An 18871-nucleotide genomic window follows, 5' to 3' on the forward strand; every position below is an offset into this window, starting at 1 on the left:
TGATCGATGGGCGTCACGGGAGCCTCCGGTCCGGTGATGGACCGGGACGAGGTGGACCGTGCGCTGGCGCGGCTCGGCGCGGAGCACGAGGCGATCGAGACCTCGCTGTTCGCCCTCCAGGACCACGCGGGCCGCCGCCTCCTCGAAGGCGCCGAGCTCACCGGCACGACCAAGGAGCGCTGGGCGGCCACGGAGGCGTCGATCTCGCTGCTGTGGGCCTACTTCGAGGCGTACACCGGCGCGTTGCGCACCGCCCGTGAGATCCGCGCCCGGCGCCGCTGGTCCAGCCGTGAGGACCTGGTGGAGCTGACCGAGCTGCTGCGCGGCGAGTCGGTCACGGTCGCCGGCGGTGCCGCCGCGACGGCGAACGCGCCGACGCTGCACGGCACGGGCAAGCTGAGCGAGCGGTTCACCCTGGCCGCGCTCGTGGACCGGATGAACGAGCTGTACGCCGGGTCGCTGGACATGGTCGTCGCCGCCGACGCGGTCTGGTCGGCGCTGCCCGCCCGGATCGACTTACTGGCCGCCGAACTCCAGCGCACCCGCCGGCTGGCGCACTCCGTGGGGGTACGCCCCGGCGAGCACCCGGCGGGCGACGACCTGGAGCGCATCACGCGCACGCTGACGCGGCTGCGCGAGCAGGTGGTGTCCGACCCGCTGGGGTTCTGGCAGCGCGCCGAGGGCAGTTCGGCCCCCGGCGGCGGCAGGCCGGACACCACGGTGTACGACCGGGAGGCGCGCGCCCTGGAGGAGGTGCGCCGGGAGATCGACGCGGTGCTCGCCGTCCGCAAGGACGCCGAGCAGCGGCTGGTCAAGCTGCGGGACGTGCTCTCGCGCGCCGACCGCACGCTCGCCGAGGCGCGGACCGCGCGCGGGGAGGTGCTGGCGAAGATCGCCGCCACGGAGGTGCCGGTGGTCAGCGGTCCGCCGACCGCCTTGCAGGAGCAGCTGGCGACGGCCGCCGAGTACCGCAGGCGGGCCCAGTGGCACCGCCTGTCCCCGCTGCTGGAGTCCCTGGAGCAGAAGGCGGAGGACGAACTGCTGCGCGCCCGGGAGTCGTTGACCGCGGTCACCGCGCCGCTCGCGGTCCGCGCCGAGCTGCGCGGCCGGCTCGACGCCTACAAGGCGAAGGTCGCCCGGCACGGCCTGGGCGAGGACCCACTGCTGGTCGAGCGGTACGACGCGGCCCGCCGCATGCTGTGGAGCGCGCCCTGCGATCTGCGGGTCGCCGAACAGGCCGTGCTGCGCTACCAGCACGCGGCGGCCGAACTGCTCGGTACCGCCCCGCGGGTGCCGCGGCAGGGCGTTCCGCCGGAGGTCCGGGATCGTCGGGGGGAGTCGTCGTCATGAGTGAGGCACAGCGGAGCTGCCAGCGGCCGGGCTGCGAGGGCGCCTACGAGGACGTCGGCGGTGGCGAGCTCTACTGCGACACCTGCGGCCTCGCGCCGGTGGTGGCGGCGAACGGCATGGTCGGCTCCCCGCCCACCGGAGTCACCGGCGGCGGCAAGGGCTCGGCGGGCAGCGGCAGTTCCCGTTCCGGCTCCCGCGGCACTTCCCGCACGTCGTCGCAGTCGTCGAAGTCCCGGCGCTCAGTGTCGGGACGGCTGTCCCGCTCGCTGTCGGGCCGTTCCTCCAACCGCTCGGTGTCGGTGCGCAGCTCCGGCTCCACCGCCGGTTCCTCCTCCCGGGGCCGGCTGGGCGCGGGCCTGGTGCAGGTGCCGCAGGTGCCGCGGCCCGACCCGCGCGCGATGGTGCTGGACAACCCGGAGGTGCCGGAGCGGAAGCGATTCTGCTCGCGCTCGGACTGCGGGGCTCCGGTGGGCCGTGCCCGCGGTGACCGTCCGGGGCGCACGGAGGGCTTCTGCACCAAGTGCGGGCACCCGTACTCGTTCGTGCCGAAGCTGAGGTCCGGCGACATCGTGCACGGCCAGTACGAGATCGCTGGCTGCCTCGCGCACGGCGGGCTGGGCTGGATCTACCTCGCCGTCGACCGCGCGGTCTCGGACCGGTGGGTGGTGCTCAAGGGCCTGCTGGACACCGGCGACCAGGACGCGATGGCCGCGGCGATCTCCGAGCGACGGTTCCTCGCGGAGATCGAGCACGCCAACATCGTGCGGATCTACAACTTCGTGGAACACCTCGACCAGCGCACGGGCTCCCTCGACGGGTACATCGTCATGGAGTACGTCGGCGGCAAGTCCCTCAAGGAGATCGCCAACGCCCGCCGCACCCCCGAGGGGCGACGCGACCCGCTGCCGGTGGAGCAGGCGTGCGCGTACGGCATCGAGGCGCTGGAGGCCCTCGGCCACCTGCACAGCCGCAACCTGCTCTACTGCGACTTCAAGGTCGACAACGCCATCCAGACCGAGGACCAGCTCAAGCTGATCGACATGGGCGCCGTGCGCCGCCTGGACGACGACGAGTCGGCGATCTACGGCACGGTGGGCTACCAGGCGCCGGAGGTGGCGGAGGTGGGCCCGTCGGTGGCGTCGGACCTCTACACGGTGGGCCGCACGCTGGCCGTGCTGACCTTCGACTTCCAGGGCTACACCAACGTCTACGTCGACTCCCTGCCCGACCCCGACCACATCGAGGTCTTCCGCCAGTACGAGTCCTTCTACCGGCTCCTGGTCCGCTCCACCGATCCCGACCCGGCCCGGCGGTTCGCCTCCGCGCAGGAGATGTCGGAGCAGCTCACGGGCGTGCTGCGGGAGGTCGTGTCCCTGCAGACGGGGCGGGCGCGACCGGCGCTGTCGACGTTGTTCGGACCCGAACTGCGACTGACGGAAACGGAGTTGTTCCCGCGCCTGGAGGGAGAGGTGTCCCGGCTGGGAGCGCGGGTGGTGCCCGCACGCCGGTCCGTGCCCGGTGCCGGGGCCGCGACCGCGCCGCTCCCGGCCGGTGGGGCTCCGCGCTCCCTCGCCGGCGGTACCGGCCTCGTCAAACAGGTCGACACCGCTGCCGCCGCCCTCGCCCTGCCCGTGCCCCGGGTCGACCCCACCGATCCCCACGCCGGTTTCCTGGCCGGCCTGATGGCCACTGCCCCGGCCGAGCTGCTCGGCGCGCTCGCCGCCGCGTCCGCACCCTCGGTGGAGACGCGGCTCAGGCAGATCCGGGCCTGGCTGGAGAACGGCGACGCGCCGGCCGCGCTGAACGCCCTGCGCTCGCTGGAGGAGGACCGGCCCGACGACTGGCGGGTCGTTTGGTACCGCGGGGTGGCCGCGCTGGTCACCGGCGACCACGAGGGCGGCGCCCTCGCCTTCGACGCGATCTACGACGCCTTCCCCGGCGAGACCGCGCCCAAGCTGGCCCTCGGCCTGTGCGCAGAGGTGCTCGGCCAACTGGACAACGCCGCCGAGTACTACCGCCTGGTGTGGGCGACCGACCCCAGCTACGTGAGCGCGGCCTTCGGCCTGGCCCGCGTCCAGCTCGCCACCGGCGACCGGCGCGGCGCCGTACGCACCCTGGAGTCGGTACCGGAGTCGTCCATCCACTACACGGCCGCCCGCGTCGCCGCCGTGCGGGCCCGGCTGCGGCAGCGCACGGCCGCCGCCGGCGACGTACCCTTCCTTGAGGATCTGACCGCCGCCGCCGGGCAGGTCGAGGCGCTGGACGCGTACGGTCTGGACCCGACCCGGCGGGAGCGGTTGGCCACGGAAGTGCTCGGCAGCGCCCTGGACTGGATACTCTCCGGTGGCCAGGGTTCCGTCCCGCCCGCCGCCGGAGGACGGACACTGCTCGGCAGTGGCCTGGACGAACGGGGCCTGCGCTTCGGCCTGGAGCGTTCGTACCGCACGCTGGCCCGCCTGGCGCGGGGCGGCGAGGAGAGGATCGACCTGGTGGAACGTGCCAACCGTTACCGCCCCCGGACATGGGTGTAGTTGATGTCGCAGATGCCCCAGCTGTCCGCCTGCCCGAGCTGCGAGGAACCGCTCGAGTCGGGTGACCGTTTCTGCGGTGCGTGCGGATACGACCTGTCCGCCGTACCGCGACGGCCGGACGACAGCCCGACCCTCGCCATGAACGGCTCGGGGGCCCCGCCGGCCGCCCCGACCGCCGGGCCGCCCGGCGCGGCCGACCCGGGCGGCCTCGGCGCGCCTCGCGCGGGGCATCCGCCGGGCACGGACCCGGGCGGCTCCCCCCTGCCTCCGGACCATCTGTCCCCGGCCGCCCCGGACCACTCGGCCACGGGCGTGCGCTTCGACCGGCCCCGGGAGCCCGAGGAGTACCCCCTGCAGGCCCCGGACCCGCGCGTCGCCGCCGACCCGGCCGCGCAGCCGGACACGGCCACGGTGTGCGTGGCCTGCCGCGCGGGCCGTGTCGACCACGACGGCTACTGCGAGAACTGCGGGCACGCCCAGCCGCGCGAACGCGACCACATGGAGCAGGAGTCCGGCCCCATGGCCGCCGTCAGCGACCGGGGTCTGCGCCACCACCGCAACGAGGACGCGTTCGGCATCGGCCGCACCACCCTGCCCGACGGCTCCGGTGCGCTCGTCGCGATCGTCTGCGACGGGGTGTCCTCGGCGACCCGCCCGGACGACGCCTCCCTCGCCGCCTCCCGCGCGGCCAGCGAGTCGCTGCTGGCGGCCCTGCCGCTCGGCACCCACCCGCAGCAGGCGATGCACGAGGCGATCGTCGCCGCCTCGCACGCGGTCAACGCCCTGGCCCAGGAGCCCGCCACGGCTCGTGAGCACCAGCCGCACCAGAACGCGCCCGCCTGCACCCTGGTCGGCGCCGTGGTCACGGCCGGCCTGCTGGTGGTCGGCTGGGTCGGCGACAGCCGTGCCTACTGGGTCCCGGTCGACCGCGGCGCCCCGGCCGCCCGGCTCACCGAGGACGACTCCTGGGCCGCCCAGATGGTCGCCGCGGGCCTGATGAACGAGGCCGAGGCGTACGCCGACGAACGCGCCCACGCGATCACCGGCTGGCTCGGCGCGGACGCGTACGAACTGGAGCCGCACACGGCTTCCTTCAAGCCGGACCGGCCGGGTGTGGTGGTGGTGTGCACGGACGGCCTGTGGAACTACGCGGAGGCGGCCGAGGAGATGGCCGGGGTCCTCCCGCCGGACGCCGCCGTGCGTCCGCTGCACAGCGCGCGCGTCCTGGTCGGACACGCCCTGGACGGCGGGGGCCACGACAACGTAACAGTGGCCGTCGTGCCGTTCCCTGCCCCGCCGCAGGGGGCAGGATCCGCCTGAGGCCGCACGGGAAGGCCTGGGAAGGCTGGGCGGACCGGAGGGGACCGGTCCGCCTTCCGTCGTCGCCCCGCCCTTCCGCGGGGCGCTCAAGGGGGATTTGAGAGCGTATGGCCAATTTCTCGAAGTCGAACGTGCCGCAGTTCTCGGTGGACGTGTACCAGAACGAGTACCTCCCGGAGGGCGGCCGGGAGGTCAACGCGATCGTCACGGTGACCGCGACCGGCGGCGGCACGATCGGAAGCGCCGTCGCGGCACCCCACCTCTACTCGCCGGGGCAGGCCCCCTCCGCGGCCGTGGCGATCATGGTCGACTGCTCCGGGTCGATGGACTACCCACCGACCAAGATGCGCAACGCCCGGGACGCCACGGCCGCCGCCGTCGACACCCTGCGCGACGGCGTGCACTTCGCGGTGATCGGCGGCACGCACGTGGCGAAGGAGGTCTACCCGGGCGGCGGCCGGCTCGCCGTCGCCGACGCCACCACCCGCGACCAGGCCAAGCACGCCCTGCGCAGGCTCAGCGCCGGCGGCGGCACGGCGATCGGGACCTGGCTGCGGCTCGCCGACCGCCTGCTGTCCTCGGCGGACGTCGCCATCCGGCACGGCATCCTGCTCACCGACGGCCGCAACGAGCACGAGTCGCCGCAGGACCTCAGGGCCTCGCTGGACGCCTGCGCCGGACGCTTCACCTGTGACGCGCGGGGCGTGGGCACCGACTGGGAAGTGAAAGAAGTCACAGGCATCGCCTCCGCCCTGCTCGGCACCGCCGACATCGTCGCCGACCCGGCGGGCCTCGCCGCCGACTTCACGCGGATGATGGAGACGGCGATGGGCAAGGAGGTCGCGGACGTCGCCCTGCGGCTGTGGACCCCGGTCGGCACGACGATCAGGTTCGTCAAGCAAGTCGCTCCCACCGTGGAGGACTTGACCGGCCGCCGCACCGAGGTGGGACCGCGCGCCGGGGACTACCCCACCGGTTCCTGGGGGGACGAGTCCCGCGACTACCACCTCTGCGTCGAGGTGCCGGCCGCACACATCGGCCAGGAGATGCTCGCCGCCCGCGTCTCCCTGGTGGTCCCGCGCCCCGACGGCACCGCCCAGAACCTCGGCGCCCAGGGCCTGGTACGGGCCGTGTGGACCGACGATATGGTCGCCTCGACGTCGATCAACCCTCAGGTCGCCCACTACACCGGCCAGGCCGAACTGGCGCAGGTCATCCAACAGGGGCTGGATCTGCGCAAATCAGGAGACTTGGATGGAGCAACGGCCAAACTGGGCCGGGCCGTTCAGCTCGCCAGTGCCTCGGGGAACGCGGATACTGCGAAACTGCTTGCGAAGGTGGTGGACGTGGTCGACGCGTCGACAGGTACTGTGCGACTGAAGGCGAAGGTCGCGGAGGCCGACGAGATGACGCTCGAAACTCGGTCGACAAAGACTGTTCGTGTAAAGAAGTGACCTGAAATAAATCGAGCCCGACCCTCTGGGGTTGGAGAAATCCGGTCGAAAACGGCCGGAAAAGGAGAGGGGGAAGCGCCGACATGCCGACCTGCCCGAACGGACACCAGTCGGGTTCCGACGACTGGTGCGAGGTCTGCGGTCACCGCATGGCGGGTGCCGTACCTCCCCCCCCTCCGCCTCCGCCCCCGGCAGGCGGCGGCTACGGCTTCCCGCCGCCGCCCGGCGGTCCCGGCCCGTCCGGCGGACCGAACGCCAGCCAACCCGGCGGACGCCCGGCACCGGACGCGGCACCCGAGCTGTGCCCGCAGTGCCGCACGCCCCGGGAGGGCGGTGCGCCGTTCTGCGAGGAGTGCCGGTGGAACTTCCTCACCAACACCGCGACCTCGTACACCCCGGCGGCACCGCGCCCGCCGGCCCCGCAGTTCCAGCGGCCGTCCGGGCCGCCGCCGTCCTTCGGGAGCGGTGACGCGTACGAGTACCAGAGCTCGCGTCCGTCGCAGATGAACCGTCCGGCCGAGCCGATCCCGCCGGGACCGCCGTTCGGCAACGAGACCGGGGGTCCCTCCGGGGCGTCCGGACCCGGTGGAGGCTTCGGCGAGGGCTTCGGCGGGGAGCGACCGGGGGCCGGTGGGGCTCCCGGGGCTGGTGCTCGGGTTCCCGGGGCGTCGGGGGCTTCCGGGCCTACTGGTCCTTCGGGTCCTTCCCATCCTTCTGCGTTCGGCGAGCGGCCGGGTGGCGGCGGTCCCTCGGGTCCCTCCGGGCCGTCCGCGTTCGGTGAACGGCCGGGTGGCGGTGGACCGTCGGGTCCCTCCGGGCCCTCTGCCTTCGGCGAGCGGCCGGGTGGCGGCGGTCCCTCGGGTCCCTCCGGGCCGTCCGCGTTCGGTGGTGAACGGCCGGGTGGTCCCGGTCCTTCCGGCCCGCCGAGCTTCGGCGAGCGCCCCGGTCCTTCGGGCCCGCCCAGTTTCGGCGAGCGCCCCGGTCCCTCGGGTCCTCCGGCCTTCGGCGAGCGCCCCGGTCCTTCCGGTCCTTCCGCCTTCGGTGAGCGCCCCGGCCCCTCCGGCCCTCCCGCCTTCGGCGAGCAGCCCGGCGCTTCCGGTCCCTCCGGCCCCGGTCCCTCCGGTCCGCCGAGCTTCGGGGAGCGCCCCAGCGTCTCCGGCCCGCCGCACTTCGGCGGTGAGCGGTCCGGTCCGCCCGGGCCGACGCCCAACGCCGGTCCGGGTGGCCCGGGCGGTCCTGGCGGAACCGGCGGCCCCGGTACCGCCGGCGGTCCGTCCGGTCCCGGCCCCGGTGGCCCCGGCCACAGCCCTGTCGGCCCCGGCCCCGGTACGCACCCGGGGGCCCCACAGGCCTTCCAGCAGTCGGCCCCGGCCGCTCCGCCCGCGTTCCCGCAGGAGACCGGTCGGCCGCAGCCCGGCGGCCCGTCCTTCGGCGGCGGTGACGACGACTGGGTGCTCTCCCCGCCGTCGTCCACCGGCCCCGGCGGCCCGGGACAGCCCGGTGGCCCCGGTCAGCCGGGGGGCTACGGCTACCCGCACCCCGGTGCCCGTTCCGGGCCACCGCCCGGTCCCGCCGCCCCGCAGCGGCCGGCGACCTGGACGGCGACCATCGGTCCGGACCGCGAGTACTTCATGTCGATGATGCAGCGCTCCGGCCCCGAGGCCGCGGGCCTGAACCTGCCCGCGTACTCCCCGGAGCAGCAGCGCACGCTCACCGGCAACCAGGTCACGATCGGCCGCCGCCGGCACTCCACCGGCGACACCCCCGACATCGACCTGTCGGTGCCGCCGGAGGACCCGGGCGTCTCCCACCAGCACGCGGTGCTGGTGCAGCAGCCGGACGGCAGCTGGGCGGTCGTCGACCAGAACTCGACGAACGGTACGACGGTGAACGGCTCGGAGGAACCGATCCAGCCCTTCGTGCCGGTGCAACTCCGGGACGGCGACCGGGTGCACGTGGGCGCCTGGACGACGATCACGATCCGCCGCGGCTGAGCGGACCGGCGAACCGGCAGCTCGGGCGGACCGGCGGCTCGGGTCGACCGGCGGCTCGGGTCGACCGGCGGCTCGGGCGGACCGGCGGCTCGGAACCGGAAGGTTCAGGCAGGGAGGGGCCAGGTGTACGGCCCCTCCGGGTCGTCCAGCCACGCCCACTCGCTGCCGGCGCCGACGGTGATGCCGTACCGCTCCCGCCCGGGACGCCCCTCGCGCTCCCACAGCGCGTACGCCTCCTGCGGGTCGACGCTGCCCCGGGTGAGGGCGAGCAGGAACCGGAACAGGTCGTGCTCCCGCCCCCGCCGCGGCACGGCGCCCAGCGCAGACGGTTCCGGCCCCGGCCGCCCCGTGCCCCGCAGCGGCACGAAGTACGCGGGCGTGCTCAGGAAGCTCCCCTCGGCGTACCCGGCGTCCCGCACGGTCAGCGCGACCAGCCCGGTGGCGACGGGCGTCAGGATCCGGCCGCCGGGACGGCACTGGGCGAGCCAGGCGGGCGGGATCGAGGCCAGGGTGCAGGTCGCGATGATCCGGTCGAACGGGGCGCGCTCGGGCACCCCGCGCGCCCCGTCCCCGGTGACCACGACCGGGTGGTACCCGGCGTCCTCCAGGTGCCGACGTGCCGACTCGGTGATCTCCGGCTCCAGATCGACGGTGGTGACGAGGTCGTCGTCGCGGAGCCGGTGCGCGAGCAGCGCCGCGTTGTAACCGGTGCCGGCGCCGATCTCCAGGACCCGGTCGCCGTCCTCGACCCCCAGCTCGGTCAGCATCATCGCCATCAGCGACGGCTGGCTGCTGGAGGACAGCAGTTCCCCGTCCCGCAACCGGGTCGCCAGGGGGGTGTCGGCGTAGGCGCCACGCACCCAGCGCTCGCGCGCCTCCGGGTCGGGGCTCTGCCCCCAGCGCCGCTCGTAGCCGCCGACGACGCCGACGTAGTAGTACGGCACGAAGAGGTGCCGGGGGACAGTCGCGAACACGTCCCGCCACACGGGGTCCGCGGCCCACGCCCCGCTCGCGTCGATCTCCCGCACCAGTGCGGCCCGCGCCGAGGCGGCGACGGCCTCCAGCTCCTTGTCGAGTGCATGCGCGCCCATACCTCCACTGTGCTGCGCATCACAGGGCGAGGCGAGTACCCCGGGCCCGGCGGCCGCGTGGTCCTAGGCCTCAAGTCCTGGTTCGCCGCGTCTGAGACCATGGATGCGTGAATGAGATTCGGCGCGGCACGCTTCAGGAGCAGACCTTCTACGAGCAGGTCGGCGGGGAGGAGACCTTCCGCCGCCTGGTCCACCGTTTTTACGAGGGAGTGGCCCAGGACCCGATCCTGCGGCCGATGTACCCCGAGGAGGACCTGGGGCCGGCCGAGGAGCGCTTCACGCTGTTCCTGATCCAGTACTGGGGCGGCCCGACGACGTACAGCAAGAACCGCGGCCACCCCCGCCTGCGCATGCGCCACGCCCCGTTCACCGTCGACCGCGCCGCGCACGACGCGTGGCTGAAGCACATGCGGGACGCCGTCGACGACCTGGGTCTGTCCGAGGAACACGAGCGCACGCTGTGGAACTACCTGACGTACGCGGCGGCCTCGATGGTGAACACGGCGGGCTGAGGTTCGGCGCACCGGTGGCGGGCGTCAGCGCACGCTGACGCCCAGCGCCCCGAGTCCTGCGAGCCGTACGGCGATCGACCCGTACGGCGTGCGCAGCCGCAGCCAGGCACCCGACGAGAACAGCCCCGGCTCCTGCGCGCCCGCGGCCGGCCGCAGGAACCCGAGGGACTGCGCCGCGTGCACAGCGCGTACCGGAAGGTGGGTGTCCCCGACCGGCCGGGACCAGATCTCGCGGCCGATCCGGTCCAGTTCGACCCGCGTACGGGCCTGCGGCGGCAGCTCCTCCGTACGGGACCGGAACTCGGACACCGCGGCGGCGACCGTCGTCCGCAGGTTCGCCGCTCCCGGCAGTCCCCGCTCCGGCCGCCAGCCCCCGCGCGGCGGCAGCACCCCGGCCCACGGCGGGCCGGTCACCGCTTCCGGCACGGCCGCCGTGGCCGCCGTCTCGTCCACGGACTCCAGCAGCTCACCGGCGGACACGGTCACGTCGAGGGTGACGTCCAGCCCGTCCTCGTACGGCTTGGCCAGCCGTACCGCCCGGATCGCCAGCACCTCGAAGGACGGCGGCCGGCCGAAGACGGCGAGTGCGGTGCCCGCCGCCTGCAGCCGCACCGCGGCTGAGCGGTCGTAGTGGAGCAGCCGGGAGAGGAAGGCCGCGAGGTCCGCCGCCTCCCCCTCGTCGGCGAGGTGGAGGACCGTCATGCGGCGACGGCCTCCTCCTCGTCGTCCGTGTAGCTCTCGAGGAACTCGCGTTCCTCCGCGGTGATCCGCCGTGGCCGCTGCGCCTCGAAGTCGAACGGCACGATGACCGTGGAAGCCCGGACGTAGATCTGGTCGCCGTCCTTCACCTCGTAGGTGAGGGTGAAGGAGGCGGCCCTGATCTCCGTGACCCACAGCTCGATGTCCACCGGCGCGTGCCGGTGGACGAGCTGACGCTTGTAGTCGATCTCATGGCGCGCCACCACGGACCCCTGCTTGAACTCCTTGTCCGGGCGGAACAGGAAGTCGATACGGGCTTCCTCCAGGTACCGGAGGAAGACCACGTTGTTGACGTGACCGTACGCGTCCATGTCCGCCCAGCGCAGCGGGCAGCGGTAGATGTGCCGCAAGATCAGCCCCGGGTCAGCTTCTTGTAGGTGGCGCGGTGCGGACGTGCGGCGTCCGGCCCCAGCCGCTCGATCTTGTTCTTCTCGTACGACTCGAAGTTGCCCTCGAACCAGAACCACTTCGACTCGCCCTCGTAGGCGAGGATGTGCGTCGCGACACGGTCGAGGAACCACCGGTCGTGGGAGACGACCACGGCGCAGCCGGGGAACTCCAGCAGCGCGTTCTCCAGGCTGGAGAGCGTCTCGACGTCGAGGTCGTTGGTCGGCTCGTCGAGGAGCAGCAGGTTGCCGCCCTGCTTGAGGGTGAGCGCGAGGTTGAGGCGGTTGCGCTCACCGCCGGAGAGCACACCGGCGGGCTTCTGCTGGTCCGGCCCCTTGAACCCGAAGGCGGAGACGTACGCGCGGGACGGCATCTCGACCTGCCCCACGTTGATGTAGTCCAGCTCGTCGGAGACGACGGCCCACAGCGTCTTCTTCGGGTCGATGTTCTCGCGGCTCTGGTCGACGTACGAGATCTTGACGGTCTCGCCGACCTTGATCGTGCCGGAGTCGGGCTGCTCGAAACCCTGGATCATCTTGAACAGGGTGGTCTTGCCGGCGCCGTTCGGGCCGATCACGCCGACGATGCCGTTGCGCGGCAGCGTGAAGGAGAGGTCGTCGATGAGGACCTTCTCACCGAAGGCCTTGCTCAGGTTGCTGATCTCCACGACGACGTTGCCGAGCCGCGGCCCCGGCGGGATCTGGATCTCCTCGAAGTCCAGCTTCCGCATCTTCTCGGCCTCGGCGGCCATCTCCTCATAGCGGGCCAAACGCGCCTTGGACTTGGCCTGACGCCCCTTGGCGTTGGACCGCACCCACTCCAGCTCTTCCTTCAGGCGCTTCTGCCGCTTGGCGTCCTTCTGGCCCTCGACCTTCAGACGGGTGGCCTTGGTCTCCAGGTACGTGGAGTAGTTGCCCTCGTACGGGTAGGCACGCCCGCGGTCGAGCTCCAGGATCCACTCGGCGACGTTGTCGAGGAAGTACCGGTCGTGGGTGATCGCCACGACGGTGCCCGGGTACTTGGCGAGGTGCTGCTCCAGCCAGTTGACGGACTCGGCGTCGAGGTGGTTGGTGGGCTCGTCGAGGAGCAGCAGGTCGGGCTGCTCCAGCAGCAGCTTGCACAGCGCGACGCGGCGCTTCTCGCCACCGGAGAGATTGGTGACGGGCCAGTCGCCGGGCGGGCAGCCCAGGGCGTCCATGGCCTGCTCCAGCTGGGCGTCGAGGTCCCACGCGTTGGCGTGGTCCAGCTCCTCCTGAAGCTTGCCCATCTCGTCGAGCAGCGCGTCCGAGTAGTCGGTGGCCATCTGCTCGGCGATCTCGTTGAACCGGTCGAGCTTGCCCTTGATCTCGGCGACGCCCTCCTGGACGTTCTCCAGGACCGTCTTCTCCTCGTTCAGCGGCGGCTCCTGGAGCAGGATGCCGACGCTGTACCCCGGCGACAGGAACGCGTCACCGTTCGACGGCTGCTCAAGACCGGCCATGATCTTGAGGACGGTGGACTTACCGGCGCCGTTCGGACCGACGACGCCGATCTTGGCACCCGGAAGAAAGCTCAGGGTGACGTCGTCGAGAATCACCTTGTCGCCGTGCGCCTTGCGCGCCTTGCGCATGGTGTAAATGAACTCAGCCAAGAGAAACCGTCCGGCAGCTTGAAATCTGGCAGTGGGCAGATACACCCCATCTTGCCGTACCGCCACCCCTGTGCGGAAACGCGTATGGCCGGGTGGCCCTGACCTGCGTGTTCTTCCTTGATCGCGGTGACTGTCCGCCCCTGCGCATCGCTGTCGGTCGGTCTCAGGGATCGCGGAGGCCTGGGGCAAACCTCCGGCGGTCGCGGGGCCGCGGACGGCCGAGAACCAGCCGAGGCCTCTCAGCTCGGGAGCTCGTCGTCCTGAAGTTCGGCCGGGTGGTCACCGACTGCTTCGTGGACGGCCGGCTGATCGGCCGCGGCCACCGTGCTGACGGCCAGCCGCGATGGCGCGGCTCAAGCGCCGGGGCCGCGGAAGGTGACCGGGCGGCGGGTGGCTTCGTCGATCTCCTCGACGGTGAGGAGCGGGGTGGCCCGGGTGTGGAGGGCGCCGCTGGCCTTGACGGTGAGGCTGACGGCGGCCATCGAGACCGCGTCGGGGGAGTCGACGATGAGCACGATGTCGTCCTGCCCGAAGGCGAAGTACATGGCCTCGACCGTCCCGCCGAGGCCGGTGACGACCTGGTCGACGGCGGCACGGCGGCCACTCGCACCCTCGCCGAGGAGGCCCTTCGTGCCCTCGGGCGTGTAGGTGGCCTGGATGAGGAACTTCGGCATCGGGATGCTCCTGCCAGCGCTGGTCCGGTACGCAGGATGGCCTTCCCACTGCCACGCGGGCTGCCACTCACCCAACGCCCGGATTCACTCGTTGGAACCCGGACGTGTCCCGGTGCTCCTCCCTGCAGTACGACTGCCGAGTCAGGCCGGATCGGAGTCCGAGTCCGCGGCAGGAGCCCCTATGACCCGGCTGCCCGTTGCCCGGCGATTTCCCGGCCCCCCGCCGCTCCTCCGGCGTTACGACTTCCTCTTGCGGAGCAGGATCAGGGCCGCGCCGCCGATCACCACCAGGCCGATCGCCGTGCCCGCGATCGCCGGTGTGGCGTCGGAGCTGCCGGTCGCGGCGAGGTTCACGTCGGCCGAGGTGCTGCCGACCGTGGCCGGGCTCGGCCGGGTGAGGGTCTGGGTGGACTCGCCGGCCTCGGAGGCCACGCCGGCCTGCGTGCGGCAGTCGAGGACGCCGGTGAAGCGCTCCTCGTAGCCGCCGGGGCCGGTGATCGTGAAGTCGTAGGCCTGGTCCTCCTGGAGCGGGATGGTGACCGTGCGGGTCTCACTGGGCGCGATGCTGTACTCGGTGCCCATCAGCTCGAAGGTGAACGCCTCGTCGCCCTCGTTGGCCACGGTGATGTCCACACCGCCCTCGGCACAGTTCTCCGCCGCCGACAGCGCGGGTATCGCACCCTTCTCCGCCCAGTTCGCGCTCGCCGTCGCGGTGACCGTTGACTCGCTGGAACCGGCCAGGATCTGCGTCTGGCTCCTGGTCTCGGAGGCGAAGGCACGGCCGACCGGCACGGTGGTCGACGCTTGCACGGTCACCTCGGCCGAGCCGTCCGCGGTGTCCTCCGGCACCTGGAAGTACAGCCGGCTGCCGTTCCGCGCGGTGGTGACCTCCTCGCCGTCCTCGCCGACGACCCAGACCCCGCTCGTCGCCGCGTCCGCCGGCGCGGTCACCGTGACGCTCTCCGCGTTGGTGTGCACAGTCACCGGGCCGAGCAGCCCACCGGGGTGGCCGGACAGCGCGGGCGGGTCGAGGGTCAGCGACGCCTGGGGTTCCGCCATGTCACGGGCACTCTTGTGCAGGTAGTCCGCGAGCTTCTCGGCCTCCGGGTCGACGGCGTCGACGTCCACCGCGTCCGAGTAGCGCCAGATGGCCACCTGCGTACCGGCCGCCGCGTCCTGCTCGCTGAGACCACCCCGTATGCCTGCCTTTCTCGCCAGCGAGGCCAGGTCGTTGACCTGCGGGTAGGAGTGCTGCAGGATCCAGCGGATGCGGCCGGCGTCGTCGTTGCCGCCCAGGGAGGTGCCGCTCCAAGGCGTCTCGTGGTACGTGGCGTCCTTCTGCGTCGGGTTGTAGATATCCACGCAGTACGTCTGCAGCATGCCGCCGCCCTCGACGGACATCTCGAACAAGCCGGCCGAGATCTCCAGGTCGCCCTCGGGGCTGCGCACAACCGCCGTGCCGTACGTCTTCAGGCCGCCTATGGTGGCGGTCGCTCCGCCCTGGGCGGGTGCCGGCGCGGTGCCGGCGACCGCGGGTCCTGCCGTCACCAGGGCGCCGCCGGCAGCGAGGCCGGACGCCAACGTCACGGCGGCGAGACGGGTAACCCCTCGCCTGCACACGGACAGTACGGAGAACGAAGAAAACACAGAATTCCCCTTCGAGCAGGACCCGTTGATGTGGGGGACGGTCCCACCAGCAGAATCTCAAGCCACAAGAGCCACGCTCGGCATCCTAGGGACGCGCGCGCACCAGCCTTCGCGGGGATCCCGTCGGACCGGAGATCCGACTCGCAATCGTTATCGCCGAGACCCTCTCCGAACAGGGCTCATCGACAAATCCACCGAGGTCGTCAGGGGACGCGCGTGCCGATAAGGCGCAGTTCAGGCAGTCTTGGTCGGTCTCACGTCAACACAGCTTCTCCTGGCCGCTGTTGAGACTCGGTCTCGGCAGCTTGGGGCTCGGAGTCGTCGGCGGGTGTCTCCCACACCGGCTCCGGCTGCGACGGTGAACCGGTCACCGTGGGCTCGCCCTTGGCGTTCCCGCGTCGGAACGCGGAGGTGCCCCGGGCCAGATCGTGACCGATCGCCACGGCGTCGATGTCGGCCGAGGTCCAGCTCTGCCCCTCGCGCACATCCGTACGTACCTTCAAGCGGCCCTGCACGATGACGGGATCGCCCACGCCCAGGGAGGCCGCCGCGTTGGTGGCGAGCTGCCGGTTGGCCCACACCGTGAAGAAGTTGGTGTGCCCGTCGGTCCAGACGTTCTTGTCCCGGTCCCAGTACCGGGAGGTCACCGCCAGCCGGAACCGGGCCGACGGTCCCGTCGCCAGCTCCCGGTAGACCGGCTGCGTCGCCACGTTCCCCACCGCGCACACCATCGTCTCGTTCATGGTCGTCGTACCCCTCCCCCGCCCGTCCGTTCGTACCGGGCGGACACGCGTACGGGCCCGTCCCGTACGGCTGCGTCTGCCGATGACGGCCGCGATCGTCCGCGTACCGCCACCACCGCGACGACCGCGTCCGTCCGCGTTCGCCGCGAAGCCAGACTGCCTCCGCCGGGGGCAGGCCCGCTGAGCGCTGTGGACGGCCCCTGGGCCTGTGGAAAACTCCGTAACCCGATCGAGGGACAACCGGACGACGGACAAGGGACAACCGGACGACGGACAACGGACAACGGACAACCGGACGACGGGCGGACGGGAGGGAGGCGACGCACGGGCGGGCGAGCAGACGAGCAGGCAGTCGGACGAAGGGACAGGCGGTCGCCGTCCAGCCGGCGGCTACGCACACCTGAACGGCCGGGTGCACGGCCGGCGCACCGGGGCCGACGCCCTACCTCGTCCTCGCCCCCGCTCCCGCCCCTGCCCCGGTCCCCGCCCCGGTCCCCGTCGTCAGAACCCGCCCGTACTGCTCCCGGACCTCCCGGTACCGCAGCAGCTCGGCCGCCACCGGGTCGAGGACTCTCGCCCTCCCGCATCCGGCCGCGGCCTCCCGCAGACTGCGCTCCGCCTCCAGCCCGTACCGCCGGGCCGGCCCCTTGGCCGCCATCTTGCAGCTCCACTCCACGAGCGGGCCGCCGATGATCCCGGACACCATCAGCAGCACCGGCACCCCGAGATTCGGCGACATCACGCCGACGATCTGCCCCACCAGCCACAGGCCGCCCACGACCTGAAGGAGCGTCATGGCGGCCTGCACCATCACGGCCGCGGGCCACCAGCCCGGCCGGGGCGGCCGTCCCGGCGGCAGCCCGGTTCGCGACGCCAGTTCGTCCAGCGCCTCGGGCAATCCCTGCGACCCGCGAGCGGCTGCCTCGCGCACTGCCTGCGCCCAGGGCGCGGGCAGTCCGGCCGACGCCCGGTCGGCCACCGTACGCACCGCCTGCTCGACCCGCTGCCGCGCGGTGGCCTGCTCGTCGGCCTGCGTGCGCAACGTCATGCGCCCCGTGGGCGGTTCACTCCGGTCCTGGTACCACCGCCACAGTCGCAGCCAGGGCGTACCGCACGCACGGTTGGCGTTGCGCAGCCAGGCTCGCTCGGCCGCCTCACCTGCGGCGGTGGCGCCCACGGCGTCCGCCAGCCGCGCGGAGAACTCGTCGCGCGCCTGCTCACTGAGTCCCGTGCGCCGCCGGGTGGCGTAGACGGGCCACAGCCCCGACGCGGCGGCATCGAGGTCGGCGGAGATACGACGGGCCGCCGCCCCACGTTCCGCCACGAACTCGCCCAGCATCTCCCGCAGTTCCGCGATCCCCTCCCCGGTGAGCGCGGACAGTGCAAGCACGGTCGCGCCCGGTTCGCCGTACTCCCCCAGGGCGACCCCGTCCTCGTCGAGCAGCCGCCGCAGATCGTCGAGCACCTGGTCGGCCGCTTCCCCGGGGAGCCGGTCGACCTGGTTGAGGACCACGAACATGACCTCCGCGTGCCCGGCCATCGGCCGCAGATAGCGCTCATGGAGGACGGCGTCCGCGTACTTCTCCGGATCCACCACCCAGATGATGGCGTCCACGAGGGCGAGCACCCGCTCGGCCTGTTCCCGATGCTGTACGGCGGCGGAGTCGAGGTCGGGCAGGTCCACCAGGACCAGCCCGCGCAGCTGTTCCTCCGCCTCCGGGCTCTGCAACGGGCGGCGGCGCAGCCGCCCCGGGATGCCGAGCCGGTCGATGAGGGTCGCCGCGCCGTCACTCCAGCTGCACGCGATGGGCGCGGCCGTCGTGGGCCGGCGTACGCCCGTCTCCGAGATCGCCACCCCGGCGAGCGCGTTGAACAGCTGCGACTTGCCGCTGCCGGTCGCGCCCGCGATACCGACGACGGTGTGCTGTCCGGAGAGCTGGCGCCGCGCCGCCGCCTCGTCGAGCACCCGGCCCGCCTCGGCGAGGGTCTTGCTGTCGAGCCTCGTGCGCGACAGCCCCACCAGCTCGCGCATCGCGTCCAGCCGCGACCGCAACGGCCCGTCGTACGACAGCGGCGTCACGTTCTGCGACCCGCTCGGCCTGGTCTCCACCACGGCGGCCTGCTCACCGCCGCTTGCCTCGGTCACCCGGCGCGCGATCAGCCCGTCGTCCCAGGCGTCTTCTGCCTCCCTGCGGCGGGAGGGGACGTCTCGGGTGGGGCGATCGCGACCGGAAGGGACTTCGCGGCCCGAGGGGATGACGCGGGCGTGGATGCCGTTGCGGCTGGAGGTGTTGCCGCGACCTGAGGTGGCAGCGCGATCGGAGGACTCAGTGCGGCGCGGTGTGCCATCGCTGCCGGACTTGCGTTTGCGGCTACGGGTGTCTTTGCGGCCTGAGGCGTCCTCGCCGCTTGAGGGGCGCAGCGCCATGCCCTCACTGGGCGGGCTGTCTCCACGGCGAGAGCTGTCCTCACGCCGGAAGACGCCGCCACGGCGGGAGCCGTTCCCCACGCGCGCGTGCCCCTCGCTGTCGCTGCCACTGTCGCCCTCGCTCTCCCCCGACGCTGCTCCCCGCTGCTCTCCGCCCCCGGATTCCCCCGTCTTGCGCAACACCCTCCAAGGGCGCCTAAAGGCGCCGCTTGCCCAATCCGCCCGCCGAGGAGAGCCATTTCCGGCGGCGGAGGCGGCCTTTTCCGAGTCGCCGTCCTCCGAGGAGCCCTTTGCTTCGTTTCCGGAATCGACGCGCTCCTCGGAAGGACCCTTTTCGGAATGGTCCCCTTC

15 protein-coding genes are annotated in these 18871 nt (G+C 72.6%); 6 read left to right on the forward strand and 9 right to left on the reverse strand.

Translation table 11 applies throughout. From position 1 onward, the window contains the following. The first annotated feature begins 6 nt into the window (after positions 1–6). From IPT68_RS13005 to IPT68_RS13020, 4 genes are all read left to right on the forward strand, one after another. Positions 7–1350, forward strand: coding sequence for a hypothetical protein (locus tag IPT68_RS13005; protein WP_189698478.1), 1344 nt, complete (start codon positions 7–9; stop codon positions 1348–1350). Beyond that, a complete protein-coding gene (locus IPT68_RS13010) occupies positions 1347–3881 on the forward strand; it encodes a serine/threonine-protein kinase (RefSeq protein ID WP_189698479.1) in 2535 nt (844 codons plus the stop codon). Before IPT68_RS13005 ends, IPT68_RS13010 begins: the two co-directional genes overlap by 4 nt. Further along, the gene (locus tag IPT68_RS13015) at positions 3882–5201 is read left to right on the forward strand and encodes a PP2C family serine/threonine-protein phosphatase (RefSeq protein ID WP_228040414.1); all 1320 of its coding nucleotides are present in this window, start codon (positions 3882–3884) and stop codon (positions 5199–5201) included. Positions 5202–5308: 107 nt separating this feature from the next. Further along, positions 5309–6655 (forward strand): vWA domain-containing protein, encoded by a 1347-nt coding sequence (locus tag IPT68_RS13020; protein ID WP_189698481.1) that lies wholly within the window; start codon positions 5309–5311, stop codon positions 6653–6655. 202 nt (positions 6656–6857) lie between these two features. Here the strand turns inward: IPT68_RS13020 and IPT68_RS35200 are convergent, their stop codons facing one another. Further along, entirely contained in the window at positions 6858–7205 is a 348-nt protein-coding gene (locus IPT68_RS35200) for a hypothetical protein (RefSeq protein WP_456154427.1), read from the reverse strand. Here IPT68_RS35200 and IPT68_RS13025 point away from each other — a divergent pair. Beyond that, positions 7159–8649 carry an FHA domain-containing protein gene (locus IPT68_RS13025; RefSeq protein WP_456154426.1) on the forward strand — a complete coding sequence of 497 codons (1491 nt, stop codon included), beginning with the start codon at positions 7159–7161 and terminating at the stop codon, positions 8647–8649. The genes IPT68_RS35200 and IPT68_RS13025 overlap by 47 nt on opposite strands. Before the next feature lie 104 nt (positions 8650–8753). On the opposite strand, the gene IPT68_RS13030 is transcribed toward IPT68_RS13025, so the two are convergent. Continuing rightward, positions 8754–9740, reverse strand: coding sequence for a methyltransferase domain-containing protein (locus IPT68_RS13030; RefSeq protein ID WP_189698483.1), 987 nt, complete (start codon positions 9738–9740; stop codon positions 8754–8756). A 107-nt stretch (positions 9741–9847) separates the two neighbouring features. Here IPT68_RS13030 and IPT68_RS13035 point away from each other — a divergent pair, with 107 nt between their 5' ends. Next, positions 9848–10252: a globin gene (locus IPT68_RS13035; RefSeq protein WP_189698484.1), complete on the forward strand. Its 405-nt coding sequence runs from the start codon at positions 9848–9850 to the stop codon at positions 10250–10252. Between the two features lie 24 nt (positions 10253–10276). On the opposite strand, the gene IPT68_RS13040 is transcribed toward IPT68_RS13035, so the two are convergent. The 7 genes from IPT68_RS13040 to IPT68_RS13070 all read right to left on the reverse strand — a co-directional run bounded on the left by IPT68_RS13040 (position 10277) and on the right by IPT68_RS13070 (position 18520). Then, on the reverse strand, positions 10277–10954 hold the full coding sequence (locus tag IPT68_RS13040; protein ID WP_189698485.1) for a hypothetical protein: 678 nt from the start codon (positions 10952–10954) through the stop codon (positions 10277–10279). Then, positions 10951–11361, reverse strand: a complete 411-nt coding sequence (locus IPT68_RS13045) for an acyl-CoA thioesterase (RefSeq protein WP_189698486.1) — start codon at positions 11359–11361, stop codon at positions 10951–10953. Before IPT68_RS13045 ends, IPT68_RS13040 begins: the two co-directional genes overlap by 4 nt. A 2-nt stretch (positions 11362–11363) precedes the next feature. Further along, positions 11364–13028, reverse strand: a complete 1665-nt coding sequence (gene ettA, locus IPT68_RS13050) for an energy-dependent translational throttle protein EttA (RefSeq protein WP_189698487.1) — start codon at positions 13026–13028, stop codon at positions 11364–11366. 353 nt (positions 13029–13381) lie between these two features. Further along, positions 13382–13702 (reverse strand): GYD domain-containing protein, encoded by a 321-nt coding sequence (locus IPT68_RS13055; protein ID WP_189698488.1) that lies wholly within the window; start codon positions 13700–13702, stop codon positions 13382–13384. Positions 13703–13939: 237 nt separating this feature from the next. After that, on the reverse strand, positions 13940–15349 hold the full coding sequence (locus IPT68_RS13060; RefSeq protein WP_189698489.1) for a Cys-Gln thioester bond-forming surface protein: 1410 nt from the start codon (positions 15347–15349) through the stop codon (positions 13940–13942). A gap of 254 nt (positions 15350–15603) precedes the next feature. Beyond that, positions 15604–16092 (reverse strand): single-stranded DNA-binding protein, encoded by a 489-nt coding sequence (locus IPT68_RS13065; RefSeq protein ID WP_189698490.1) that lies wholly within the window; start codon positions 16090–16092, stop codon positions 15604–15606. Between the two features lie 442 nt (positions 16093–16534). Then, positions 16535–18520, reverse strand: coding sequence for a YfjP family GTPase (locus tag IPT68_RS13070; RefSeq protein ID WP_228040415.1), 1986 nt, complete (start codon positions 18518–18520; stop codon positions 16535–16537). Positions 18521–18871: the final 351 nt, after the last annotated feature.

This window comes from Streptomyces chromofuscus (genome assembly GCF_015160875.1).
GTDB classification, from domain to species: domain Bacteria; phylum Actinomycetota; class Actinomycetes; order Streptomycetales; family Streptomycetaceae; genus Streptomyces; species Streptomyces chromofuscus.

Bases quoted from the DNA above. Each gene is read 5' to 3' on its own strand.
- IPT68_RS13020 (WP_189698481.1), top strand. From the start codon at position 5,309: ATGGCCAATTTCTCGAAGTCGAACGTGCCGCAGTTCTCGGTGGACGTG.
- IPT68_RS13070 (WP_228040415.1), bottom strand. From the start codon at position 18,520: ATGGCGCTGCGCCCCTCAAGCGGCGAGGACGCCTCAGGCCGCAAAGAC.
- IPT68_RS13005 (WP_189698478.1), top strand. From the start codon at position 7: ATGGGCGTCACGGGAGCCTCCGGTCCGGTGATGGACCGGGACGAGGTG.
- IPT68_RS13025 (WP_456154426.1), top strand. From the start codon at position 7,159: ATGAACCGTCCGGCCGAGCCGATCCCGCCGGGACCGCCGTTCGGCAAC.
- IPT68_RS13055 (WP_189698488.1), bottom strand. From the start codon at position 13,702: ATGCCGAAGTTCCTCATCCAGGCCACCTACACGCCCGAGGGCACGAAG.
- IPT68_RS13065 (WP_189698490.1), bottom strand. From the start codon at position 16,092: ATGAACGAGACGATGGTGTGCGCGGTGGGGAACGTGGCGACGCAGCCG.
- IPT68_RS13010 (WP_189698479.1), top strand. From the start codon at position 1,347: ATGAGTGAGGCACAGCGGAGCTGCCAGCGGCCGGGCTGCGAGGGCGCC.
- IPT68_RS13030 (WP_189698483.1), bottom strand. From the start codon at position 9,740: ATGGGCGCGCATGCACTCGACAAGGAGCTGGAGGCCGTCGCCGCCTCG.
- IPT68_RS13040 (WP_189698485.1), bottom strand. From the start codon at position 10,954: ATGACGGTCCTCCACCTCGCCGACGAGGGGGAGGCGGCGGACCTCGCG.